The 24,567-nt window shown below is 63.3% G+C and carries 18 protein-coding genes; 16 read left to right on the plus strand and 2 right to left on the minus strand.

The window, feature by feature from the left end:
- Positions 1-89: 89 nt before the first annotated feature.
- The 14 genes from gcvP to B5E60_RS10185 all read left to right on the plus strand — a co-directional run bounded on the left by gcvP (position 90) and on the right by B5E60_RS10185 (position 17,584).
- The gene (gcvP, locus tag B5E60_RS10120) at positions 90-2,921 is read left to right on the plus strand and encodes an aminomethyl-transferring glycine dehydrogenase (protein ID WP_087311381.1); all 2,832 of its coding nucleotides are present in this window, start codon (positions 90-92) and stop codon (positions 2,919-2,921) included.
- Positions 2,922-3,209: 288 nt separating this feature from the next.
- The gene (locus B5E60_RS10125) at positions 3,210-3,758 is read left to right on the plus strand and encodes an FKBP-type peptidyl-prolyl cis-trans isomerase (protein ID WP_087311382.1); all 549 of its coding nucleotides are present in this window, start codon (positions 3,210-3,212) and stop codon (positions 3,756-3,758) included.
- A gap of 377 nt (positions 3,759-4,135) precedes the next feature.
- Positions 4,136-5,380 (plus strand): WG repeat-containing protein, encoded by a 1,245-nt coding sequence (locus tag B5E60_RS10130; RefSeq protein ID WP_087311383.1) that lies wholly within the window; start codon positions 4,136-4,138, stop codon positions 5,378-5,380.
- A gap of 102 nt (positions 5,381-5,482) precedes the next feature.
- Entirely contained in the window at positions 5,483-7,213 is a 1,731-nt protein-coding gene (locus B5E60_RS10135) for a DUF4954 family protein (RefSeq protein ID WP_087311384.1), read from the plus strand.
- An 18-nt stretch (positions 7,214-7,231) separates the two neighbouring features.
- Positions 7,232-8,089 carry a vWA domain-containing protein gene (locus B5E60_RS10140; RefSeq protein ID WP_087311385.1) on the plus strand — a complete coding sequence of 286 codons (858 nt, stop codon included), beginning with the start codon at positions 7,232-7,234 and terminating at the stop codon, positions 8,087-8,089.
- Between the two features lie 4 nt (positions 8,090-8,093).
- On the plus strand, positions 8,094-9,068 hold the full coding sequence (locus B5E60_RS10145; RefSeq protein ID WP_087311386.1) for a WG repeat-containing protein: 975 nt from the start codon (positions 8,094-8,096) through the stop codon (positions 9,066-9,068).
- A 105-nt stretch (positions 9,069-9,173) separates the two neighbouring features.
- Positions 9,174-10,109, plus strand: coding sequence for a thioredoxin-disulfide reductase (gene trxB / locus B5E60_RS10150; protein ID WP_087311387.1), 936 nt, complete (start codon positions 9,174-9,176; stop codon positions 10,107-10,109).
- Entirely contained in the window at positions 10,106-11,032 is a 927-nt protein-coding gene (locus tag B5E60_RS10155) for a ribonuclease Z (RefSeq protein WP_087311388.1), read from the plus strand. Before trxB ends, B5E60_RS10155 begins: the two co-directional genes overlap by 4 nt.
- Positions 11,029-11,784, plus strand: coding sequence for an RNA methyltransferase (locus tag B5E60_RS10160; protein ID WP_087311389.1), 756 nt, complete (start codon positions 11,029-11,031; stop codon positions 11,782-11,784). The genes B5E60_RS10155 and B5E60_RS10160 overlap by 4 nt, the downstream gene beginning before the upstream one ends.
- Before the next feature lie 161 nt (positions 11,785-11,945).
- A complete protein-coding gene (gene pdxA, locus B5E60_RS10165; protein WP_087311390.1) occupies positions 11,946-13,043 on the plus strand; it encodes a 4-hydroxythreonine-4-phosphate dehydrogenase PdxA in 1,098 nt (365 codons plus the stop codon).
- A 92-nt stretch (positions 13,044-13,135) separates the two neighbouring features.
- Positions 13,136-15,088, plus strand: a complete 1,953-nt coding sequence (gene thrS / locus B5E60_RS10170) for a threonine--tRNA ligase (RefSeq protein WP_087311391.1) — start codon at positions 13,136-13,138, stop codon at positions 15,086-15,088.
- Between the two features lie 132 nt (positions 15,089-15,220).
- Positions 15,221-15,757, plus strand: a complete 537-nt coding sequence (gene infC, locus B5E60_RS10175; protein ID WP_087311392.1) for a translation initiation factor IF-3 — start codon at positions 15,221-15,223, stop codon at positions 15,755-15,757.
- Positions 15,758-15,901: 144 nt separating this feature from the next.
- Complete coding sequence (locus B5E60_RS10180) at positions 15,902-16,873, plus strand: LuxE/PaaK family acyltransferase (protein WP_087311393.1); 972 nt, start codon at positions 15,902-15,904, stop codon at positions 16,871-16,873.
- A gap of 57 nt (positions 16,874-16,930) precedes the next feature.
- Positions 16,931-17,584 (plus strand): acylneuraminate cytidylyltransferase family protein, encoded by a 654-nt coding sequence (locus tag B5E60_RS10185; protein ID WP_087311394.1) that lies wholly within the window; start codon positions 16,931-16,933, stop codon positions 17,582-17,584.
- 194 nt (positions 17,585-17,778) lie between these two features.
- Here the strand turns inward: B5E60_RS10185 and B5E60_RS10190 are convergent, their stop codons facing one another.
- Positions 17,779-18,663 carry a hypothetical protein gene (locus B5E60_RS10190; protein WP_087311395.1) on the minus strand — a complete coding sequence of 295 codons (885 nt, stop codon included), beginning with the start codon at positions 18,661-18,663 and terminating at the stop codon, positions 17,779-17,781.
- A 65-nt stretch (positions 18,664-18,728) separates the two neighbouring features.
- Between B5E60_RS10190 and B5E60_RS10195 the strand changes: the two genes are divergently transcribed.
- A complete protein-coding gene (locus B5E60_RS10195) occupies positions 18,729-19,658 on the plus strand; it encodes a glycosyltransferase family 2 protein (protein WP_087311396.1) in 930 nt (309 codons plus the stop codon).
- Positions 19,659-19,844: 186 nt separating this feature from the next.
- Here the strand turns inward: B5E60_RS10195 and clpB are convergent, their stop codons facing one another.
- Positions 19,845-22,442 carry an ATP-dependent chaperone ClpB gene (gene clpB / locus B5E60_RS10200; RefSeq protein ID WP_087311397.1) on the minus strand — a complete coding sequence of 866 codons (2,598 nt, stop codon included), beginning with the start codon at positions 22,440-22,442 and terminating at the stop codon, positions 19,845-19,847.
- Between the two features lie 269 nt (positions 22,443-22,711).
- On the opposite strand from clpB, the gene B5E60_RS10205 reads away from it, so the two are divergent.
- Positions 22,712-24,523, plus strand: coding sequence for a DNA polymerase III subunit gamma/tau (locus B5E60_RS10205; RefSeq protein ID WP_087311398.1), 1,812 nt, complete (start codon positions 22,712-22,714; stop codon positions 24,521-24,523).
- Positions 24,524-24,567 lie beyond the last annotated feature (44 nt).

Here is a 24,567-nt window from a genome sequence, read left to right on the forward strand (position 1 = left end):
GACGGGAGGCCTGAAGAGACCGCAACCGCCGCCCCCCGGAACCGAATACGCAGACAACGCAAAAAACCAACATAACCCGTAAACCTTTTATGTTCGACAAATTCTCCGGACGCCACATCGGCGTCAACAACGAAAAGGACCTCAAGGCGATGCTCGACGTGATCGGCGTGGGGTCGGTCGACGAACTGATCGCACAGGTCATTCCGCAATCCATCCGGCTCAAGAAGCCCCTGGCGCTGCCCGCCGAAGGGATGAGCGAGTACGAATTCGCCGCCCACATCCGCGAGCTGGCCGACCGCAACCGCACGCTGCGGTCGTTCATCGGCATGGGATGGTATCCGTGCGCCGTGCCGGCCGCCGTCTCGCGCAACGTCTTCGAGAACCCCGCGTGGTACACCTCCTATACCCCCTATCAGGCCGAGATCTCGCAGGGCCGCCTCGAGGCGCTGCTGAACTTCCAGACCGCCCTGATCTCGCTGACCGGCATGGAGATCGGCAACTGCTCGCTCCTGGACGAGGGCACGGCCACGGCCGAAGCCATGCTGATGATGTACGCCCTGCGTTCGCGCGAGGCCGTCAAGGAGGGACGCAACCAGCTCTTCGTCGACCGCAACCTCTTCCCGCAGACACTCGACGTGCTGCTCACACGCAGCGAACCCTTCGGCATCGAGCTGATCATCGACGAGTATGACGAATACGAATTCACGGGCCGCGAGTTCGGCGCCATCGTCCAGTATCCGGCCGCCGACGGCACGGTGCGCGACTACGCCGACTTCACCGCCGCCGCCCACGCCAAGGGGGCACTCGTTACGGCCGTGGCCGATCCGCTGGCGCTGGCGCTGCTCAAGGCGCCGGGCGAATGGGGCGCCGACATCGCCGTGGGTTCGACCCAGCGTCTGGGTACGCCGATGGGCTTCGGAGGCCCGAGTGCCGGCTACATGACCACGCGCGAGGCCTTCAAGCGCAACATGCCGGGCCGCATCATCGGCGTCTCGGTCGACAGGCTGGGCAACAAGGCCCTGCGCATGGCCCTGCAGATGCGCGAACAGCACATCAAGCGCGAACGCGCCACGTCGAACATCTGCACCGCCTCGGCGCTGATGGCCTCGATGGTGGGCTTCTACTGCGTCTACAACGGCCCCGAGGGGCTGCTGCGCGCCGCCATGACGGCCCATCTCGCGGCCGCCACCGTGGCCCGCGCCCTCGAAGCGCTGGACTACAAGCTCTCTTCGAAGGAGTTCTTCGATACGCTGGAGGTCGAGGCCGAAGCCGCCGTCGTACAGTCGCTGGCCCTCGACAAGGGGATCAACTTCTTCTACCCTTCGGAGGAGCGCGTGCGCATGTCGTTCGACGAGGTGACCACCCCCGAGGAGGTCGAGACCGTCATCGGGATCTTCGCCGCCGCCAAGGGCAAGAAGACCAAGGCCGTGAAGGCTGTCACCGAAAGTTGCATTCCGGTGGCGCTGCGCCGTCAGTCGGCTTTCCTCCAAGAGCCGGTCTTCAACCGGTACCGCTCCGAAAGCGCCCTGATGCGCTACATCAAACGCCTCGAACTGAGAGACATCTCGCTGGCCAACTCGATGATCTCGCTCGGTTCGTGCACCATGAAGCTCAATGCCGCGGTGCTCATGCAGCCGCTCTCGCTGGCCGGCTTCCAGAACATGCACCCCTACGCTCCGGCCGACCAAGCCGAGGGCTATCTGACGATGATCGCCGAACTGGAGCACGATCTGGCCACGATCACCGGACTGGCCGCCTGCTCGCTGCAGCCCAATTCGGGTGCCGCCGGCGAGTACTCGGGACTGATGGTGATCCGCGCCTACCACCAGAGCCGCGGCCAGGGCTACCGCAACGTCGTGCTGATCCCCGCCTCGGCCCACGGCACGAATCCCGCGTCGGCCGCCATGGCCGGCATGAAGATCGTCACGGTGGCCTGCGACGAGCGCGGCAACATCGACGTCGACGACCTGAAGGCCAAGGCCCGCGAGTGCAGCTCGGAGCTGTGCGCGCTGATGGTGACCTACCCCTCGACGCACGGCGTCTTCGAGAGCCGCATCCGCGAGATCGTCGACGCGGTGCACGACGCCGGCGGTCTGGTCTACATGGACGGCGCCAACATGAACGCCCAGGTGGGGCTGACCAACCCGGGCTACATCGGAGCCGACGTCTGCCACCTGAACCTCCACAAGACCTTCGCCATGCCGCACGGAGGCGGCGGCCCGGGAGTGGGCCCGATCTGCGTGGCCGAACCGCTGAAGGCCTTCCTCCCCACCCACCCGATCGTCGCCACGGGCGGCGAAGAGGGCATCACGGCCGTCGCTTCGGCACCGTGGGGCTCGGCCATGCTGCTGCCCATCACCTACGGATACATCAAGACGCTCGGCGCCGAGGGGCTGAAGCGGGTCACCGAAATGGCCATCGTCAACGCCAACTACATGTCGGCAGCCCTCAAGAAGGAGTTCCGCACCTACTACTCGGGGGAGACGGGGCGTGTGGGTCACGAGATGATCCTCGACCTGACCCACTTCAAGAAGGATTACGACATCGACTGCGGCGACATCGCCCACCGTCTGATGGACTACGGCTTCCACGCCCCGACCCTCTCGTTCCCGGTTCACGAGACGCTGATGGTCGAGCCCACGGAGTCGGAACCCAAGGAGGAGATGGACCGCTTCATGGAGGCGCTGGTGCAGATCAAGCGCGAATGCGAAGCCGCAGCGGCCGCCGGAGAGAAGAACAACGTGGTGACCAACGCCCCGCATACGGCCGTCGAACTGGCCGGCGAGTGGCCCCACCCCTACTCGCGCATGGAGGCAGCCTTCCCGCTCGAATGGGTCCGCACGGCCAAGTTCTTCCCCTACGTGTCGAAGATCGACAACGGTTACGGCGACCGCAACCTCTGCTGCCGCAACTGCGACTGATCCGGAGCCGAAGTCGGAGGGGGGGGGCAGCCTGAGGGAGACGCTGAGAGCACAAGGGAGACGCTGAGAGAAGTACGGCTTCGAAACTGCGCACCCCATCCGAAATGCCTCATCCGAAAAAAGGGCGGCGAAGCGATTTGCCGTCCTTTTTCACGGAATTCGGCACGATGTTTTCAGGGAACCGTTTCCTGAAAATTTTGCCTGATAATTTGGCAACTCGCCCCGAAGTGCGTACCTTTGGGCGCTGCAAGCAACATCAGCACGCAAACATTCTAAAGACATAGAAAAATGAAAGTAGAACAGAACAAAATGGTCGCCGTAGACTACAAACTCACCGTCGACGGCAAAATCGCAGACCAGTCGCGCCCCGGACAGCCCCTGGAGTTCATCTTCGGTACGGGCATGCTGCTCCCCAAATTCGAGGAGGCCATCCTCGGCAAGGAGCCCGGCGACAAGGTTTCGTTCACGCTCGAGCCCAAGGACGGCTACGGTGAGGTGATCGAGGAGGCGATCGTCAAACTTCCCAAAAATATCTTCATGGTCGACGGCAAACTCGCCGAGGAGATCCTCTTCGAGGGAAGCCAGGTGCCGATGAGCGATGCCCAAGGCAACCGCATGATGGGTACGGTCAAGGAGGTCGGCGACGAGCACGTGAAGATGGACTTCAACCACCCGATGGCCGGCAAGACGCTGAACTTCGACGTGGAAGTGGTCTCGGTGCGCGACGTGACGCCCGAAGATCTGCAGGGCCACTGCTCGTGCGGATCGTGCGGCGGCGACCACGAATGCGGCGACGGCTGCTGCGACGACCACGACGGTCACTGCCACTGCCACTAATTCCTCGCAGGGGGGGGGCAGTCGAAGGGAGGGGGGGGGTACGCCCGGAGACCAGTTCCTGCGTGACGCCCAAACGGACAGCGCGATGCCCAGCAGGCGGAGCGACGTCAAACGGACGGTACAACACCCAGGCAACAAGGCGATGTCCAACCGGGCGGAGCAACGCCAAGGCGACAGAACGACGCCAAACCGGACGAACCGGGCAAATACCGCCTCAACGAAAACACCCTCAACGGGAAAGAGCCGGTCGACATCCGTTGATGCCGACAGTCCGATACGAAAAACCGGGTTTTCAATCCGGTTTTTTTTGTCGGGTGGGGGGGGGAAGGAGACTCGACTGCCCCGGGAAACCGCCGACAGGCAGACTTTTATAGAAAATGCATATCCTAAGCCAATACCTGATGACGTTGTCCGATCCCGACGGACTGACCCGCACGCTGGGAGCGGTGGAGGTATGCCGCGACCCGTCGGGGAGAATGTGCTTCAGCGTCGGGAACTCGGCGGCCGTCTTTCGCATCCGCCACCAGGGGCGGATCCGCTCACTGCGTTGTTACCTGCGGCCGCAGCGCCACCTGAGGGAGATCTACGGCGGGCGGCTGCTCGAACGGGAACTCTACCTCTATACGTCGCCCGACAGCGGCGTATGGGTCGACGTGGTGATCGGCGACTGGATCGAAGGCGAGGACCTGCACACGGCCATCGCCCGCGCCGCTACGGAGGGTGACACCCGGCGTCTCGGAGAGTTGGCCGAGGCATTCGACCGGCTGGCCGCCCCGATGGTGGCCGACGACCGGGCCCACGGCGATCTCAAACCCGAAAACATCCTGGTCGATGCGGCGGGACGGCTGCACGTGATCGACCTGGACGCCTCCTTTCTGCCCGGCATGAAAGGGGAGACAAGCCCCGAACTGGGAACGGCCGCCTATCAGCATCCGGCCCGCACGGCCGCGGACTTCAACGCTCGACTGGACGACTATCCGGCGGCGCTGATCTCCACGGCACTCCATGCACTGACCCTCGATCCGACGATGTGGAAGCGTTACGGGAAGGCGGATGCACTGCTCTACGATCCACGACGGGCTGCCACGGATCCGGCTTTGTGCGAGACGCTCGGGCTGTTCGAGACGCGGGGCATGGCCCTTGCCTACCGCATCGCCCAACTGCTGCGGGCTCCGCGGCCGGAGCTCCCCGACCTTTCGGCGCTGCTGGCCGAGGCGGTCCGGAGAGCCGACCGGGAGCGGTCCGAAGGGGTGAGAAACGAACGGATGCGAGCCGCAGAACAAAATCCAGAAACCGTAGGAGAGGTTCCGGAGTCGGGAAATCCACCGTCGGAAGAGGAGGATTCACTGCCGGAGTTGTATGCCGAGGGCGGCCGCTGGGGCTTCCGCACACGGGAGAGGGTGATCATTCCGCCGCTCTACGACAACGGATTCGACTTCACCGAGGGGCTGGCCGCCGTACTGCTGGGCCGCACGTGGCACTTCATCGACCCGCAGGGGCGCACCCGTCTGAGCTGCCGGGGGTGTCAGGCCGTCAAGCCCTTCCGCGAAGGCTGGGCCCGGATTCTGCGCGACGGCCGCTGGCGGAGAATCAACCGCGCAGGGCAGGAATTTGACATTTGACGGCAAATCGTTATATTTGTAGGTTGTAGGATACGGATTGCCTGCCGGAAGATCGCCATCCCCGAGACCGCCGGCGGCATGATGATTGAGAACCGAAAAGTTATGACTCCATTCAGAACGTTGACCGCCGAGCAGATCGCGTCGCTCGAAGCACTGGGTAATACGGCCGAAGATTGGTCGCAAGTCCGGGTTTCGGAGGATTTCCAGCCTTTCCAGTTGCAGCAGAGCCGCCTCGAAGGCGAGGTCCGCATCGGCTCCGAGGCCCGCATCATCCACTCCCGGGTGCGCAACTGCCAGATCGGCGAGGGATCCCTGATCGAGGATGTCACGGCGCTGGAGTGCCGCCACCGCTCGTCGTTCGGAAACGGCGTCGGCGTGGCCACGATGAACGAATGCGGCGGCCGCACGGTGCGGATCTTCGATACGATGTCGGCCCAGATGGCCTACGTCATGGCCCTCTACCGCCACCGTCCGCAGACCCTGGCCGCCCTGGAGCGCATGATCGACCGCCGGGTCGAGGAGCGGCAGTCGGAGATCGGCCGCGTGGGACGCAACTGCCGCATCGTCGGAGCCCGCTTCCTGCGCGAGGTATGCATCGGCGACGAGGTCCGCATCGACGGCGCCTCGCTGCTCGAAAACGCCACGCTCTGCGACGGTGTCGAGATCGGCGTCGATGTCAAGGCCTGCGACCTGATCGCCGCCGAAGGGGCCCGCATCGGAAACGGCTCGACCGTCGAACGCTGCTTCGTGGGCGAGAGCTGCATCCTCGACAAGGGCTTCACGGCCGCCGAATCGCTCTTCTTCGCCAATTCGCACTGCGAAAACGGCGAGGCCGCCTCGATCTTCGCCGGTCCCTACACCGTCTCGCACCACAAGTCGTCGCTGCTCATCGCCGGCATGTTCTCGTTCTTCAATGCCGGCAGCGGCTCGAACCAGAGCAACCACCTCTTCAAGAGCGGGGCCGTCCATCAGTCGGTCCACCTGCGGGGCTGCAAGTTCGCCTCGGGGGCCTACATCATGTCACCGGCCCTCGAAGGGGCCTTCACGATGGTCATGGGCCACCACTCCTACCACCACGACACGTCGGCCCTTCCCTACTCCTACCTGATCGAAAAGGAGGGACGCAGCCATCTGATGCCGGGGGCCAACCTGGCCAGCTACGGCGCCGTGCGCGACATCGAGAAGTGGCCGGCACGCGACCGCCGCAAACTCAAACGCGACGTGATCGACTTCGACGAATACAACCCCTACGTCACGCAGGCGATGCTCGATGCGGTGAACATCCTCCACACGCTGCAGGAGCAGGACCCCGACGCCGAAGTCTACACCTACAACAAGACGCTGATCCGCGCCGCCTCGCTCCAGCGGGGGCTGAAACTCTACAACAAGGCCATCGTGGCGGCTCTCGGGTCGATGCTCGACCGCGGAGAGTCGAATCCCCGTCACAACGGCGCGGGACGCTGGATCGACGCCGCCGGACAATACATCACGCGGCAGGCCATGCGGGAGATTCTCGACGCCGTGGATCGCGGCGAACTCACCGATCCGACGGCCGTCGACAACCGCTTCCGGGTCTTCGACGTCCACTACGACGACTATGCCCACAGCTGGGCTCTGCAGGTCTATACCTCGCTGCTGGGCCACACACCGACCGTCGGGGAGCTCAACGACGCCATCCAGGCCGGGCGCAACGCCCACGCCGCCCTGCGCGAGATGACCGACGCCGACCACCGGCGCGACTGTTCGCTCGACATGGCCGTCGGCTACGGCCTGGACTGCGACAACGAGGAGGACCGGCGCAGGGATTACTTCGCCGTGAGAGGTTTGAAATAGAGATAGCACGTAAAACCCATGTACACACAAAGCATCACACGCTCCCACCGCACGGCCTTCGTGCTGCTGATCGACGGTTCGGGATCCATGGCCGAGGAGATCGACGTCCACGGCCGGCGCATGACCAAGGCCGAAGCCGTGGCCTCGATCACCAACGGACTGCTGTTCGAACTGATCGAACGGGCCCGCCGCAACGACGGCGTGAGGGATTACTACGATATCGCCGTATGGAGCTATTCGGGCAACGACGAGGTCTACTCGCTGCTGCCCGACGGCGTCGAGATGATCTCCGTGGCGAAGCTCGCCGCCCTGCAGGTCCCCATGCGGCGCGAGGTCATCGAGTGCCGGATGCCCGACGGTTCGACGGCCCTGCGCGAGATTCCGGCTCCGGCGTGGGTTGCACCCGAGGCTGCCGGGCAGACGCCGATGTATCAGGCGCTGGACCAGGCTGCGGAGCTGCTCGACGCCTGGTGCCGCCGTCCGGAGCATGCCGAGAGCTTCCCGCCCACGGTCTTCAACATCACCGACGGTGAGGCCACGGACTGCGACGACGAAGAGCTGCGCAGCGTGGCCGAACGGCTGCGCGGACTGCGCACGTGCGACGGCAACGTCCTGCTCGTCAACATCCACATCGCTCCGGGCGACTCGCAGCGGGCGGTCTTCTTCCCCTCGGAGGAGGAGGCCGGCTACCCGAACCGCTACGCGCGGCTGCTCTACGACTGCTCGAGCCCGATGCCCGAGATCTTCAACGAGGCGATCCGCGATGCCAAGGGGCCCGGCGCCCTGCCTCCGTTCCGGGGCATGAGCTACAACGCCTCGGCCGAACAGCTGATCGCCATGCTCAACATCGGTTCCATCAGCGTCAAGATCGAATAACACCATGACACCTACGATCCAAACTTTCACCCGGGCGCTGCTGACCCCCGACCTCTGCTTTTCGCACCTGACCGACGCCCGGGCCGTGCCCGGCCCCGAAGGGCTGCCGCTGTTGATGCGCACGACGCGCTTCGCCGAGGCGCAGATCGACTGGCAGGGACACCGCTGGCTGGTGTCGATGCCCCTCTCGTCGTCGGCCATCCACTCGGTCGAGCGCACCGCCTCGCGCATCGGCCGCCTCAATTCGGAGTGGCTCTCGCCGTACCGGGTCCTTCCGGGCGAGATGCGCTGGACAGGCCCCACGGGCGAGGAGCTCCGCTGCGATCTGGTGCTGGAGTACCTCCCGGAGGGGATCTCCTTCGAAGAGGCCCTGCGCCGCGAATCGACCGATCGGCTTCTCACGGCCCTCGATACCCTGCAGCAGGCGCTCCGCACGCTGGAGTTCGCCCACAACAACCTCCGGCCGCGGAATCTGCGCTGGGTCGGCGACCGCTTCATACCGCTGCGCTACCACGACGCCCGGTTCGGACACCCGGAGAACGACGAACCCTCGTTCGAGGATCTGCGCGCGGAGGTGCTCCGCCGTTCAGACCCGATGCAGGTCTCGGATGTCGAGATGCACTACAACCCGCTGCGCAGGCTCACCGGCCACCTCTGGACCGGCCAGTTGTCCGAAGGGCTGGTCTGCGTCGAGGACGAGAGCGGCTACGGCTTCGTGGATGCCGAAAACCGCGTGGTGATCCCCGCAACGCTCCGCTGGGCCGGCGACTTCCACGAAGGCCGCGCCGAGGCCGAAACCGATACGGGCATGGGACTCATCGACCGGCAGGGACAATGGATCATCCCGCCCATCTACGAAATCATCGACTACGACCCGGTCGAAAGCAACGTCTTTGTCCGCAAGGAGGGACTCTGGGCCGAATTCGACTATCTGGGACGCCGGCAGTCGGAGTTGGGCGAACGCTCGGCCCGCCCGTAACCCCGGGGAGGGAGGGGGGGGGGAATGCAGCCGGAAGCGCCGGATCCCGAAACTCCCGAACACACAACACAGACAAAAGAAGACGAACAATAAAAACAAGACACCATGGAAAACAACCAAACTGAAGAGGTAAAGGTCCTGATCATCGGAAGCGGCCCGGCCGGCTACACGGCCGCCATCTATCTGTCACGCGCCAACCTGGCACCGGTCCTCTACGAGGGCATCGAACCCGGCGGCCAGCTGACCACCACCACCGAAGTCGAGAACTTCCCGGGATTTCCCGAAGGGGTAGACGGCCCGCAGCTGATGGCAAACATGCGCCAGCAGGCCGAACGGCTGGGCGCCGACCTGCGGTCGGGCAGCATCACGAAGGTCGACCTCTCGGAACGTCCGTTCCGCGTCGAGATCGACGGCGAAAAGGAGATCCTGGCCCAGAGCCTCATCGTCTCGACGGGCGCCACGGCCAAATACCTCGGCCTGCCCTCCGAGACGAAATTCCGCGGACAGGGCGTCAGCGCCTGCGCCACGTGCGACGGATTCTTCTACCGCAAGAAGGATGTGGCCGTTGTCGGCGGCGGTGACACGGCCTGCGAGGAGGCCACCTACCTCGCCTCGCTCTGCCGCAAGGTCTACATGATCGTCCGCAAACCCTTCCTGCGGGCCTCGAAGGCGATGCAGGAGCGCGTCTTCCGCACCGAGAACATCGAGGTGCTCTTCGAGTACAACACCGCCGAGGTGCTGGGCGACGAGCAGGGCGTGACGGGGGCCCGTCTGGTGAAGACGGACGGTTCGGAGCGCACGATCGACATCGCGGGCTTCTTCCTGGCCATCGGCCACCACCCCAATACGGAGCTCTTCGCCGGACAGCTCGAACTGGACGAGGAGGGCTACATCCGCGTCGAGGGCAACACGTCGAAGACCTCGGTCGAGGGTGTCTTCGCCGCCGGCGACGTGAAGGATCCCCACTACCGTCAGGCCATCACCGCCGCCGGTTCGGGCTGCATCGCCGCCCTGGACTGCGAACGATTCCTGCTGCGGTGAGTTTCGCGGTAACCATACTGGGTTGCTCGTCGGCCAAGCCGACTCCGAACCGCCACCCCTCGGGACAGGCGGTGAACATCCACGAGCAATACTACCTGGTGGATGCCGGCGAGGGGACGCAGCAGCAGCTGATCCGTTACGGGATCAATCCGCTGAAGCTCCGCGCGGTATTCATCTCGCATCTGCACGGCGACCACGTCTACGGCATCTTCCCGCTGATCTCGACCCTGGGGCTCTACGGGCGGCGCACGCCGCTCGAGGTCTATGCCCCGGCGCCGTTCGGCGAGATGCTGGAGGCCGACCTGCGGCTGTTCGACGCCGACCTGCCCTACGAAGTGATCTGGCACCGGGTCGACACCACGAAGCACGCCCTGCTGATGGAGAACCGCACGGTGGAGGTGTGGAGCATCCCGCTGCGCCACCGGGTGCCGTGTGCCGGGGTGCTCTTCCGCGAGAAGGAGCCGCCGCTGAACGTCGACAAGTTCAAGATCGTGAAATACGGCCTCTCGATCGCCCAGATCACCGCCGCCAAGAGAGGGGAGGATGTCACGCTGGAGTCGGGCGAGGTGATCCCCAACGGCGAGTTGACCTACCGCCCCTACCGGGCCCGGTCGTACGCCTACCTCTCGGACACGAACTTCTCGGCCCGGGCCGCGGAGCTGTGCCGCGGGGTGGATCTGATGTATCACGAGGCGACCTACGCCGCCGCCGAGCAGCGTTCGGCCCGCGACCGCGGCCACTCGACGACGCTCGATGCGGCGAAGGCGGCGCTGAAGGCCGGGGCCCAACGGCTTGTCATCGGGCACTACTCGTCGCGCTACAAGGACGAAGGGGTGCTGGTCGACGAGGCCCGGACGCTCTTCCCCGACACCTGGCCCGCCACCGAAGGGGTTACCTTCCGCATAGACAAAAAAGAAGCATGACAAAAGCCGAAATCCAACTCGTCCGCTCGCTGGCCGACAAGCGCGGCCGCACGGAGCAGGGACTCTTTCTGGCCGAGGGCGAAAAGCTCATCGGCGAACTGCGCACGTCGCACCTGCGCGTGCGGCGGATCTACGCCCTCGAGGGGATCTTCGCGGGCGACGAGGTCGAGGTGGTCACGCCGCGCGAGATGGAGCGTCTCTCGCAACTGAAGACGCCGTCGAACTCGGTGGCCCTGGTCGAGATCCCCCGCTACCGGCTGCACCCCGAAGAGCTGCGCGAACGGCTGACGCTGGCCCTCGACGAGGTGCAGAACCCCGGCAATCTGGGGACCATCATCCGGCTGGCCGACTGGTTCGGCATCCGCGACATCCTCTGCTCGGAGGGGACCGCCGACTGCTTCAATCCGAAGGTCGTGCAGGCTACGATGGGGGCCATTCTGCGCGTGCGGGTCCACTACACGGATCTGGCCGCCGCGCTCACTGCGGCCGCACGCGACGGGATACCCGTCTACGGCACCTTCCTCGAGGGGGAGAACCTCTACGAGAGCCGACTCTCGCCCGCGGGCATCGTCGTGATGGGCAACGAAGGCCGCGGCGTAACTCCCTCCGTGGCGCAATGTATCTCGCGCAAACTCTTCATCCCGCCCTGGCCCGCCGACCGACGCGGCTCGGAGTCGCTCAACGTCGCCATGGCAACGGGAATCGTCTGCGCCGAATTCCGGCGCCGGACCGCCATGCACGGGGCGAAATGACCCCCGCACGGAGCGAATACGGCGAAAATCGCATTTTTTATCCCCCGCCGGAGCACGCCATATTCCGAAAATTTATACTTTTGTGAGTTGAAACAGTTGCATTTGGCTCCGGGCCCTCCGATCGGAGGATACCTTCGGAACCGGCAACCCGAAAAAGAGTTATGACCGAACCCAAATACAAGATAGGCATCACGCAGGGTGACCCCAACGGAATCGGCTGGGAGGTGATCATCAAGACACTGTCCGACCCCCGTATCACGGAGTTCTTCACCCCCGTTCTCTACGGATCGCCCCAGGCGGTTGCCGCATACCGAAATACCCTGACGGAGGTCGAGCAGTTCGCCCCGACGACCGTCGCCTCGGCCGCCGAGGCCCGCCGCGGACGGATCAACCTCGTCGCCTGCGGCCAGATCGCCCGGGTCGAACCCGGAAAACCGACCCCTGAAGCCGGCCGCGCCGCCGTCGAGGCGCTGCGCACGGCCATGCGCGACCTGAAGGCCGGCGAACTCGATGCGCTGGTCACCGCCCCCTTCGACAAGGAGACCGTCCAGAGCGACGACTTCCGCTTCACGGGACACACCGAATACCTCGCCGCGGAACTCGGAGGCGAGTCGATGATGATCATGTGCAGCGACGTGCTGCGCGTGGGGCTGGTCACCAAGCACATTCCCGTCTCGGAGATCGCCGCCCGCATCACCCGCGAAGAGATCCTCGCCGATCTGCGGATCTTCAACCGCTCGCTCATCGAGGACTTCGGCATCGTCCGGCCCCGTATCGCCGTGATGGCCCTCAACCCCCACGCCGGTGACGGCGGACTGCTGGGCCGCGAGGAGCAGGAGATCATCCACCCGGCCATCGTCGACGCCTTCCATGAGGGGATTCTCGCCTTCGGGCCCTTTGCCGCCGACGGGCTCTTCGCCGGCGGAGGCTATGCCAAATACGACGGCATCCTGGCCATGTATCACGACCAGGGGCTGGCACCCTTCAAGAGCCTCTCGCCCGACGGAGTGAACTTCACCGCCGGCCTGCAGGCCGTACGCACCTCGCCCGACCACGGCACGGCATTCGACATCGCCGGCAAGGACAAGGCAAACCCGCAGTCGATGCGCAACGCCATCTACACGGCCATCGACATCCTCCGCCACCGCGCCCAGTGGGCCGAGTGGAGCGCCAACCCCCTGCCCCGTGCCGAACGCGAAAAATCGGCCCGCGACGGCGCAAAGGAGACCCCACAGAGTGCCAGGGAGCCCAAAGAGTAACAGAAAAACAAAATAACGGACAAACCCGAAGTGTATTCCGTCTCGTAATTGTGGAAGCACCGAAGGCCCCGAAAATTTTAATAAAAACCTTTATGATCAAAATCACTTTCCCCGACGGTTCCGTACGCGAGTACGCCGAAGGGACAACTGCTTACCAGATCGCCGAGAACATCAGCCCTCGTTTAGCTGCGGACTCGCTGGCGGCCTCGGTAAACGGCGCAACGGTTGACATGATGCGCCCGATCGACGCCGATGCCTCGATCAAATTCTACAAGTGGGACGACGACGAAGGCAAGCACGCCTTCTGGCACACCTCGTCACACCTGCTGGCCGAAGCCCTCGAAGCCCTCTATCCGGGCATCAAGTTCGGTATCGGCCCAGCCATCGACAACGGCTTCTACTACGACGTCGATTCGCCGACGCCCATCACCGAAGCCGATCTGCCGGCCATCGAAAACAAAATGGTGGAACTGGCCCGCAACAAGGAGCCGCTCGTTCGCCGCGAGGTTCCCAAGGCCGAAGCCCTCGAGACCTTCACCCGGAAGGGCGACCAGTACAAGGTCGAACTCATCTCGGATCTGCAGGACGGTACCATCTCCTTCTATACCAACGGCGCCTTCACGGACCTCTGCCGCGGTCCCCACATTCCCAATACGGGATACATCAAGGCCATCAAGCTGACCTCCGTGGCCGGAGCCTACTGGCGCGGCAACGAGAAGAACAAGATGCTGACGCGTATCTACGGCATCTCGTTCCCCAAGAAGTCGATGCTCGACGACTACCTCAAGATGATGGAGGAGGCCAAAAAGCGCGACCACCGCAAGCTGGGCAAGGAGCTCGAACTCTTCACCTTCTCGCAGCGCGTCGGCCCGGGACTCCCTCTGTGGCTGCCCAAAGGCGCCGCCCTGCGCGACCGTCTGGAGCAGTTCCTGCGCAACGTCCAGAAGCAGTACGGCTACCAGCAGGTCATCACCCCGCACATCGGCAACAAGGAGCTCTACGTCACCTCGGGCCACTACGCCAAGTACGGCAAGGACTCCTTCCAGCCCATTCACACCCCGATCGAGGGCGAGGAGTATCTGCTCAAACCGATGAACTGCCCCCACCACTGCGAAATCTACCGCTCGAAACCCCGTTCGTACAAGGAGCTGCCGGTGCGTCTGGCCGAGTTCGGTACGGTCTACCGCTACGAGCAGTCGGGTGAACTCCACGGACTGACCCGTGTGCGCGGATTCACGCAGGACGATGCACACATCTTCGTACGCCCCGATCAGCTGCTCGGCGAGTTCGAACGCGTGATCGACATCGTACTCTACATCTTCAAGACGCTGAAGTTCGACAGCTACACCGCCCAGATCTCGCTGCGCGACCCCAACAACCGGGAGAAGTACATCGGTTCGGACGAAAACTGGGAGAAGGCCGAGTCGGCCATCATGCAGGCCGCCAAGGAGAAGGGCCTCACAACGGTGGTCGAGTACGGCGAGGCCGCCTTCTACGGCCCGAAACTCGACTTCATGGTCAAGGACGCCATCGGCCGCAAGTGGCAGCTGGGTACGATCCAGGTGGACTACAACCTCCCGGAGCGTTTCGACCTGACGTACAAGGGCGCCGATGACAAACTCCACCGCCCGATCATGATCCACCGTGCGCCGTTCGGCTCGATGGAGCGATTTGTGGCAGTATTGTTGGAGCATACGGGCGGTAAATTCCCGCTGTGGCTCTCGCCCCAGCAGGTGGTCGTACTCCCGATCTCGGAGAAGTTCAACGACTACGCCCAGACCGTCTGCGAATACCTGAACCGCTACGACGTCCGCACGGAGGTCGACGACCGCAACGAGAAGATCGGCCGCAAGATCCGCGACAACGAGCTCAAGCGCATCCCCTACCTGCTGATCGTCGGCGAAAAGGAGGAGGCCGAAGGGCTGGTTTCGGTCCGCGCCCAGGGCGAAGGCGACAAGGGCCAGATGAAGCTCGAGGAGTTCCGCGACTTCCTGACCGGCCTGGTCAAGGCCGAGGTCGAAGCCAACAAGATCGTGAAGAACTGATCCGAAGGCAACCAAGACAACACATTATTAACTTAAATACGTACAACTATCGCAGCACCGAAACCATTCCCGCCGCGGCCGTTCAACCCCGGGAATAACAGACCGAAACCGGCTACAGGCAACAATCCCCGCCTGGGACGCAGAGCGCCCGAAAAGGAGAATCCGCACCGTATCAACGACCAGATTACGGCTCCCGAAGTGCGCGTGGTGGGCGACAACGTGCCTCAGGCACAGGTCATGCCGATCCGCGACGCACTGCGTCTGGCCGACGAGCTGGAGCTCGATCTGATCGAGATCTCTCCGAAGGCCGATCCTCCCGTCTGCCGCATAGCCGATTACCAAAAGTTCCTCTACCAGCAGAAAAAGAAGGCCAAGGAGCTGAAGGCAAACCAGGCGAAAGTCGTCGTCAAGGAGATCCGTTTCGGCCCCCAGACCGACGACCACGACTACAATTTCAAGCTCAAGCATGCCCAGAACTTCCTCAAGGAGGGCTGCAAGGTGAAGGCTTACGTCTTCTTCCGCGGACGTTCGATCGTCTTCAAGGAGCAGGGCGAAATCCTGCTGCTGCGCTTCGCCACCGATCTGGAGGATATCGCCAAGGTGGAGATGATGCCCAAGCTCGACGGCAAGAAGATGAACATGATGCTTGCACCCAAGTCGAAAAAGTAGTGCGCTGCACCGGATGACGCCTCCATGCCCGACGAAAAGCGGGTTCGGGACGGATCGACCCGGATTGTATGAAGAAGGGACAACCCCCGGAGGAAGACTCCTCCGGGGGTTGTCGTTTGTCGATTTTTGTGTACCTTTGCATTGATGATCTCCACCGACGACATATTCCTCCTCGCGAAGGGCGACAAGGCCGCCTTCGAAACCGCGGCACTGGAGCTGTTCCGCTTCCAGGCCGAAGCATGCCCGCCCTATCGCGAATACCTCGACCGCATCGGCGTCCGACGGGAAGCGGTCGCCTCGCTGCGGCAGATTCCGTTCCTGCCCATCGAGCTCTTCAAGAGCCACAAGGTCTACTGCTGTGCGGAACCGCCCGAGGCGGTCTTCACCTCGTCGGCCACCACGGGCATGATCCCGTCGCGCCATCCGATGCGCTCGCTGACCCTCTACGAGCAGGCATTCCGCGGGACATTCCGCGCGTTCTACGGCGATCCGTCGCGATGGAGTCTCTACGCCCTGCTGCCGAACTACCTGCGCCGCAAAGGGTCGTCGCTGGTCTACATGGCCGACCGGCTGATCGCCGACTGCGGGTCGGGAGGCTTCTACCTGGATGATTACGACGCGCTGCTGCGCGACATGGCCCGGGATCCAAAGCCGAAGATCCTGCTCGGCGTGAGTTACGCGCTGTGGGATCTGGCCGAACGCTACGCCCCGAAGCTGAACAACACCATCGTCATGGAGACCGGCGGCATGAAGGGCTATCGCGAGGAGATTCCCAAGGAGGAGTTCCACCGCATTCTGTGCGACGCCTTCGGCGTGGAGGCCATCCACTCGGAGTACGGCATGGCGGAGCTCACCTCGCAGGCCTACTCACAGGGCGGGAACCGGTTCCGCTGCCCGGCGTGGATGCGGGTCGTGTGCCGCGACGTAAACGATCCCTTCGAGGGGTTGCCCGCGGGCCAGCGCGGCGGGCTGAACATCATCGACCTGTCCAACCGCTGGTCGTGCGCCTTCATCCAGACGCAGGATGTCGGACACGTCGACACCGACGGTTCGTTCGTCGTCGAGGGACGGGTCGACCACGCCGAGATCCGCGGCTGCAACCTGCTGGTCCAATAAGAGGGAGCCGTCGGGATCGCGCCGTCAAACACCGCATCGACAAAAAGATTCATACGCATGAAAACCGTTGCATTCGTACCCATCCGGCTCAACAGCCAGCGCGTGGCGGGAAAAAACCTCCGCCCGTTGAGCGGTTCGCCGCTGATGTGCCACATTCTGCGAACCCTGACGCAGGTCGAAGGAATCGACGAAGTCTACGTCTACTGCAGCGACGAAAGCATCCGCCCGCTGTTGCCCGACGGGGTGCGGTTCCTGCGCCGCGACACCTCGCTGGACCGCGACACAACGCTCGGACGCGAGATCTACGACGCCTTCACCGCCGAGGTCAAGGCAGATCTCTACGTCCTGGCCCACGCCACGTCGCCCTTCATCCGGCCGGCAACGATCGCCGAAGCGCTCGCAAAGGTAAAGTCGGGCGAGTACGATTCATCGTTCAGCGCCGAGCGGATCCAGACCTTCGCCTGGTACGAGGGGCGGCCGCTCAACTACCGCCTCGACAACATCCCCCGCACGCAGACCATCGAACCCGTCTACATCGAGACGAGCGCCTTCTTCATCTTCTCGCGGGAGTTGTGGTGCGGCCGCGGACAGCGCATCGGCGACCGCCCCTGGATGGCCGTCGTCGACCGCATCGAAGGGCTCGACATCGACTATCCCGAGGATTTCGCCATGGCGGAGATCATTGCCGCCAGCCGCAACCTGCCGCAGTAGGTGCGGAAAGAGGGGCACCCGACTGCGTAAATGAACGATCCGGAGCGGAGATCCCGCTTCGGATCGTTTGCATAACAGGGCGCCTTGCCGGAACCGACCACATGGAGCAACCGATCGGCGAACCGGACAGTCCGGATGAAACCGGGCGGTCGGAACGGTCGGGGCGGTCGGGGCGGTCAGAACAGTCGGGGCGGTCAGTCGAGCGGATCGCGCTCGTAGGCGTCGATCAGCGAGCCGCGCGTGCGATTGACAATCCGCGCCCCGAGCCACGCGGCATAGTCGCGCAGGATCTCGTGCCCGCGGAAGAGTTCGGCCACCTCCGAGAGGTAGAGCGCCATCGTATAGGGGCGCGGAGGAACCTTCTGGAAAATCGGCTTCGGGGCGACGGGCGTCGTGTCGTAGTAGTGGCTGTCGACGCGGCAGAGGCGGTTCTCATCGTCGACCATGAGGCCGTCGAGCAGCGTATGGTCCACACCGTAAAGCTCCACCGTGCGGTAGCCCAACAGCAGGGCAATGTATTCGCACACCTGGACCACCGTGCCGAAGTTGGCACTCCCCAGCCCGCGGCGGAAGAGCCGGCGGCGCAGCGACGGGAAGCCGTTGTAGAGCTGCGTGTGGAAGGGGATGATGCGGATCCGGGGATTGGGCAGCACGGCCCGATAATCGAAATGTTCGGGGTTGTAGTACTGCACGTAGAGGTGCATGGGCCACGTGACCCGGGCGTTGAGCGTGCGGTAGAGTTCGTCGACCCGTTCGCGCTGGGCGCTCCGGCGGAAGAACATCGGGTCCGACAGCACATAGTAGGCCGGGCGCAGTTGGTCAAACCGCTCATCGAGGGCGAAGAAGTTGACCGCCATAAAGTCGCGCTCCCGGGCCGCCCCGCTTTCGAGCAGCCGGGGCAGTTCGCGCCCCAGCGAGGGGCCGTTGCCGAGGATGGCCGCAACGGGGCGCGGACGGCCGACCGTACCGGCCCGCCCGACGTAGTTGCGGAAATTCTCCTTCCAGGCCATGACGGCCAGATAGAAGACCGTTTCGTAGAGATTGCGCACGAAACGGTCGACTTTTTCGAATGCGGTCATACCCCCTGATTTTCTTGCAAAAGTAGCAAAAGATCGGTATCTTCGCAAAAATTCACCCCGCAGCCATGCCGAAAACCACCTTCACGGTCGTCATTCCCCTCTACAACAAGGAGCGCGAGATCGAAGCCACACTCCGCTCGGTGTTGGCACAGAATCGTCAGCCCGAGGAGATCGTGGTCGTCGACGACGGCTCAACCGACCGCAGCGCCGAGGTGGTGCGCCGTATCGGATCGCCGCTCGTGCGGCTTATCCAACAGCCCAACGCCGGCGTCAGCGCCGCCCGCAACCGCGGCATCGCCGAAGCCCGCAGCTCGCACATCGCCCTGCTGGACGGCGACGACGGCTGGGAGCCCGGCTATCTGGCCGCCATGGAGCGTCTGATCGACGACTACCCCGACTGCGGACTCTACTGCGCGGGGTTTACGATCGAGAGCCACGACGGTACCTTCCCCGCCCCGGGGCTCGACCGCCGGGGGGTGGTCGACAACTTCTTCCGCGACTCGGCCCACCGCTACATCGCCATCCCCTCAGCCAGCTGCATTCCCCGCCGGGTTTTCGACACCATAGGGGGATTCCCCGTAGGGATGAAGATCGCCGAGGACCTCTATCTCTGGATCGAAATCGCCCGCCGCTATCGGGTCTGCTACACCCCCGAACGGCTGGTCCGCTATTCACGCATCGCACAAAACCGATCGGCTTCGGGCTACACCCCCGAACGGACCGACTTCTCGTTCGAAAAGCTCTATAACCCCGATGCTCCCGAGGAGGAGCGCGAATTCATTGCCCGGGCGGCGCTGGGCAAGGCGCTGGTATTGAGTGTCAAGGGGGACACCAAAGCAGCGGCCCGCGCGGCGCGTTTCTTCGCCTGGAGTCGCGTCTACCGCCGTACGCTGCGCAAGGTACGGCTGCTGAACCGGCTGCCCGTCGCCTGGCGCGGGCCGCTGCTCAACGCCTACAACGCCCTGGCCTGGCGCCTGGCCCGCAAGGGGCTTTAAGAGGGGAGCCACCCAGCCCCGGCAGAGAATCACGACAGAGAAACCGCCAGAGAGACCCGGCCAGATTTCCGCAACGGAATTGCGGGAACCGCCGTCCGGATACGGGCACAAAAAAAGGGTTCCCCCCTTCGGGGTGGAACCCTTCGTTATTGGCTGCCGCAGCCGCTGCTGCGGTCCGTACGACGATCAGTTCGCAAAGGTCAGACCGTTGGCGTCGGCATCGATCGAAATGGGTTTCGAACGATCGACCTCGCCGGCCAGAATCCGCTTCGACAGATCATTGACCACGTAACGCTGGATGGTACGCTTGACGGGTCGTGCACCATAGAGCGGATCGTAACCCGCCTTGGCGATCCATTCGCGCGCCTTAGCCGTATACTCGAGCCGGATATTGTTCTCGGCCAGCAGTTTGCGTACAGAGTTCAACTGCAGATCGACGATACGTTCGATATCTTCGCGCGTCAGCGGTTCGAACATCACAATCTCGTCGATACGATTCAGGAACTCGGGCTTGAGCTGCTGCTTCATCAGGTCGATCACCTCGCGGCGCGTCCGCTCCAGCACCTCGGCCGGAACCTTGTTGCCGTCGAAGTTGGCGAAGTTCTCCTGGATCACCTGCGACCCCATGTTCGAGGTCATGATGATGATCGTGTTGCGGAAGTCCACCGTACGACCCTTGTTGTCGGTCAGACGACCGTCGTCGAGCACCTGTAGCAGGATGTTGAAGACATCCGGGTGTGCCTTCTCGATCTCGTCCAACAGAACCACCGAGTAGGGCTTGCGCCGCACGGCTTCGGTCAACTGGCCGCCCTCGTCGTAACCGACGTATCCGGGAGGCGCTCCGACGAGTCGCGAAACGCTGTGACGCTCCTGGTATTCACTCATATCGATACGCGTCATCATCTGATCGTCGTTGAAGAGGAACTCGGCCAGCGCCTTGGCCAACTCGGTCTTACCGACACCCGTCGTACCGAGGAAGATGAACGATCCGATCGGCTTGCGCGGGTCGTTCAGTCCGGCACGCGACCGGCGAACGGCATCCGAAATGGCGGCAATGGCCTGATCCTGACCCACGACCCGCTTGTGAAGCTCCTCCTCCATATGGAGCAGCTTCTCGCGCTCCGAGGCCAGCATCCGCGTGACGGGAATGCCCGTCCAGCGCGATACCACCTCGGCGACATCCTGGGCGTCGACCTCCTCCTTGATCATCGAACCGTTGGTCGATGCCAGCTTGAACTCCTCCTGGAAGGCTGCAATCTGCTTCTCGGCCTCCTGGATCTTGCCGTAACGGATCTCGGCCACCTTGCCGTAATCGCCCTGACGCTCGGCCTGCTGGGCCTCGATCTTCAACTGCTCGATCCGGTCCTTGTTGGCCTGGATCTTCTTCAGCAGATCACGCTGCCCCTGCCATTTGGCCCGCATCTCGGAGTCCTTGGCCTTCAGGTCGTCGATCTCCCTGGTCAGCGACTCGATACGCTCCTCGTCCTTCTCGCGGCGGATCGCCTCACGTTCGATCTCCAGCTGGCGGATCTTCCGATCGAGGCTATCGATCTCATCCGGCACGGAGTTCATCTCCAGACGCAGCCGCGAGGCGGCTTCATCGATCAGGTCGATGGCCTTGTCGGGCAGGAACCGCGACGTGATGTAACGCGTCGAGAGTTCGACGGCTGCAATGATGGCCTCGTCCTTGATCCGCACTTGGTGATGGTTCTCGTAACGCTCCTTCAGACCACGCAAGATCGAGATGGCATCCTCCTGCGAAGGCTCGTCGACCATCACCTTCTGGAAACGACGCTCGAGAGCCTTGTCCTGTTCGAAGTATTTCTGGTACTCGTCGAGGGTCGTAGCACCGATCGTCCGCAGTTCGCCACGGGCCAGCGCCGGTTTGAGGATGTTGGCCGCATCCATCGCACCCGAGGACTTGCCCGCACCGACCAGCGTGTGGATCTCATCGATGAAGAGCAGGATCTCGCCTTCGCTGGCAACGACCTCCTTGACGACAGCCTTCAGACGCTCCTCGAATTCACCCTGATACTTGGCTCCGGCAATCAGCGCACCCATGTCGAGCGAATAGATCACCTTCGATTTCAGGTTCTCGGGGACATCGCCGTCGATAATCCGTCGGGCAATACCCTCGGCAATGGCAGTCTTGCCCACACCGGGTTCACCGACCAGGATCGGGTTGTTCTTCGTACGCCGCGAAAGGATCTGCAGCACCCGACGGATCTCCTCGTCACGTCCGATCACCGGGTCGAGTTTGCCGTTACGGGCCTGTTCGTTCAGGTTGATGGCATACTTGCCCAGCGCGTCGAACTCCTGCGAAGAGGTCTGCGAATCGACCGTCGCCCCCTTGCGGAAGGTGCGGATCGCCTCGATGAGCTCCTTCTCCGAAGCACCGCTGCGCTTCAGCAGATCGGCAGCCTGTCCGCGCTCGGCCACAAGGCCCAGCAGCAGGTGCTCGACCGAAGCGTACTTGTCGCCGAAATTCTTCGTGAAGTCGACGGCACGCTGGATCATGCGCGACGCATCCTGCGAAAAGTACTGCTCGCCGTTGCCGCCCTCGACGCGGGGCAACTGCCCCACGGCCCGGTCGACCTCACCGCGCAGCCCGCGGACGTTCACGCCGACACGCCCCAGCAGAAAGGTAGCAAGCGAATCATCCTCGCGGATCAACACCGCGAGCACGTGGAGCGGTTCGACAGCCTGCTGTCCGCGCTCCCGGGCAAGAGTAAGCGCCGCCTGCAACGCCTCTTGCGCCTTGATGGTTAAAGTGTTGATGTTCATATCCGTGTTGTTCTGTTAGTTTTCAAGTTTCGATCGGTAACCGATCAAAAGGCTTGCCACAGTCGGCTTCCGGACATTTCGACATACTTTTCGCAAGAAATGTCATGAATTGTCACCCGCCGACTGACACGCTGCGACAATCCGACAGACCGCGGGCTGCCGCCGGGCCGAACACCGCCGGAAAACATCCGGGAGGAGCAGCGCCGACTCCGCAGAAAATCGGTTTCCGGCTCCAAAATAAGAAGAATATTGTATATCTTTGCAACACCATGAGTGATTTCATCGTCAGTGCACGCAAATATCGCCCCGCGACCTTCCGTTCGGTCGTCGGGCAAAAGCATATCACCTCCACGCTGCAGAATGCCATCGAGCGCGGACAGCTGGCCCACGCCTACCTCTTCTGCGGACCGCGGGGCGTCGGCAAGACCACCTGCGCACGCATCTTCGCCAAGGCCATCAACTGTCTGAACCCCCACGGCGCCGAGGCCTGCAACGAGTGTGAATCGTGCCGCTCGTTCAACGAGGGGCGCTCGCTCAACATCCATGAGCTGGACGCCGCCTCGAACAATTCGGTCGAGGATATCCGCTCGCTCATCGAGCAGGTGCGCATCATCCCGCAGGTGGGACGCTACTCGGTCTTCATCATCGACGAGGTCCACATGCTCTCGGCCGCGGCCTTCAACGCCTTTCTGAAGACCCTCGAGGAGCCCCCCGCCCACGCCATCTTCATCCTGGCCACCACCGAAAAACACAAGATCCTGCCGACGATCCTCTCGCGCTGCCAGATCTACGACTTCAACCGCATCCGTGTCGAGGATTCGGTCGAATACCTCAAATACATCGCCTCGCAGGAGGGGATCACCGCCGACGAAGAGTCGCTGAACCTCATCTCGCAGAAGGCCGACGGCGGCATGCGCGACGCCCTGTCGATGTTCGACAAGGCGGTCTCGTTCTGCGGCACGACGCTCGACTACCGCCACGTGGCCCAGACGCTCAACGTCCTGGACTACGACACCTATTTCAACGTCACGAAAATGCTCCTCGCGGGCAACTATGTCGAGGCGCTGGTTCAGTTCGACGAGGTGCTCTCGAAGGGCTTCTCGGGCCAGACCTTCATGGCCGGTCTGAACCGCCACATGCGCGACCTGCTGATGGCCAAACGCCCCGAGACGCTGCGGCTGATCGAAATGACCGGAACCCTGCTCGAACGATACCGCGCGCAGGCGGAGGCCTGCAGTGTCGAGTTTCTCTTCGGGGCCATTGCCCTGCTGACGGATCTCGACGGAAAGATCCGACAATCGTCGAACCAACGATTGCTCGTGGAGCTGGGCCTGATGAAGATCGCAGGGCTCGGCCAAAAAAAAAATAACGACCTGATATCTCCCGGGGAGTATCCGCTTCCCGAACTGACCCCCCGCCCGGCGACAGGCCCGACGGTAGCTCCGCAACCCGGCACGCAAACCGCAGGCAGAGGGGCGGCGATCAACGCAACGGCGCAAGGTTCCGCATCGGCAGCAGGCCCTGCGGCAACCCCGCAAACGGGACCGGCTCCGCGACCGGCGGCAGCGCAAGCAACAGGGAATTCCCCGGCCTCAACGGTACACCCCCATCGCAAACCGCTGATTTCGGGAACGTCTCTCTCGGAACTGCTCTCCACGGGAGGAGCCTCGCAGAGCGTGGATCCTGAGTCGGAGAAGGCGGCCCGGACCACCGACATCGTGATCGACCCGGCGAGCGAAAGCAAACTGACAAAGGCCCGGGACGAGATTCTGAAGCTTATCCGGGAACGTCGGCCGCGCTTCGTACAGGTCTTCGAGGAGATGCGCTTCCAGGGCAATACGATTGCCGTCAGCGTTCCGACCAGCGAACTGCGCGAGGAGATTCTCCGCTCGAAGACGGCCATGCTGATGCGTATCGCCGAACTGGCCGGAATCAACGGAGCCCTGGAACTCGAGGTAAAGGTCAACGAGGAGATTCGGGCCGCACGCCCGATCAAACTCGAAGACCGGGTCAAATACATGACCGACAAGAACCCGCTGCTCACGGAGTTCCGCAAGGCACTGGATCTCGAAGTCGAATAACAAAAGCGAGCGGGCATACCGCTCCGGAAAACGAACAAGAAGAG

Source organism: Alistipes sp. An116 (assembly GCF_002161005.1).
Lineage (GTDB): Bacteria > Bacteroidota > Bacteroidia > Bacteroidales > Rikenellaceae > Alistipes > Alistipes megaguti.

Bases quoted from the DNA above. Each gene is read 5' to 3' on its own strand.
- gcvP (WP_087311381.1), top strand. From the start codon at position 90: ATGTTCGACAAATTCTCCGGACGCCACATCGGCGTCAACAACGAAAAG.
- B5E60_RS10125 (WP_087311382.1), top strand. From the start codon at position 3,210: ATGAAAGTAGAACAGAACAAAATGGTCGCCGTAGACTACAAACTCACC.
- B5E60_RS10130 (WP_087311383.1), top strand. From the start codon at position 4,136: ATGCATATCCTAAGCCAATACCTGATGACGTTGTCCGATCCCGACGGA.
- B5E60_RS10135 (WP_087311384.1), top strand. From the start codon at position 5,483: ATGACTCCATTCAGAACGTTGACCGCCGAGCAGATCGCGTCGCTCGAA.
- B5E60_RS10140 (WP_087311385.1), top strand. From the start codon at position 7,232: ATGTACACACAAAGCATCACACGCTCCCACCGCACGGCCTTCGTGCTG.
- B5E60_RS10145 (WP_087311386.1), top strand. From the start codon at position 8,094: ATGACACCTACGATCCAAACTTTCACCCGGGCGCTGCTGACCCCCGAC.
- trxB (WP_087311387.1), top strand. From the start codon at position 9,174: ATGGAAAACAACCAAACTGAAGAGGTAAAGGTCCTGATCATCGGAAGC.
- B5E60_RS10160 (WP_087311389.1), top strand. From the start codon at position 11,029: ATGACAAAAGCCGAAATCCAACTCGTCCGCTCGCTGGCCGACAAGCGC.
- pdxA (WP_087311390.1), top strand. From the start codon at position 11,946: ATGACCGAACCCAAATACAAGATAGGCATCACGCAGGGTGACCCCAAC.
- thrS (WP_087311391.1), top strand. From the start codon at position 13,136: ATGATCAAAATCACTTTCCCCGACGGTTCCGTACGCGAGTACGCCGAA.
- B5E60_RS10180 (WP_087311393.1), top strand. From the start codon at position 15,902: ATGATCTCCACCGACGACATATTCCTCCTCGCGAAGGGCGACAAGGCC.
- B5E60_RS10185 (WP_087311394.1), top strand. From the start codon at position 16,931: ATGAAAACCGTTGCATTCGTACCCATCCGGCTCAACAGCCAGCGCGTG.
- B5E60_RS10190 (WP_087311395.1), bottom strand. From the start codon at position 18,663: ATGACCGCATTCGAAAAAGTCGACCGTTTCGTGCGCAATCTCTACGAA.
- B5E60_RS10195 (WP_087311396.1), top strand. From the start codon at position 18,729: ATGCCGAAAACCACCTTCACGGTCGTCATTCCCCTCTACAACAAGGAG.
- clpB (WP_087311397.1), bottom strand. From the start codon at position 22,442: ATGAACATCAACACTTTAACCATCAAGGCGCAAGAGGCGTTGCAGGCG.
- B5E60_RS10205 (WP_087311398.1), top strand. From the start codon at position 22,712: ATGAGTGATTTCATCGTCAGTGCACGCAAATATCGCCCCGCGACCTTC.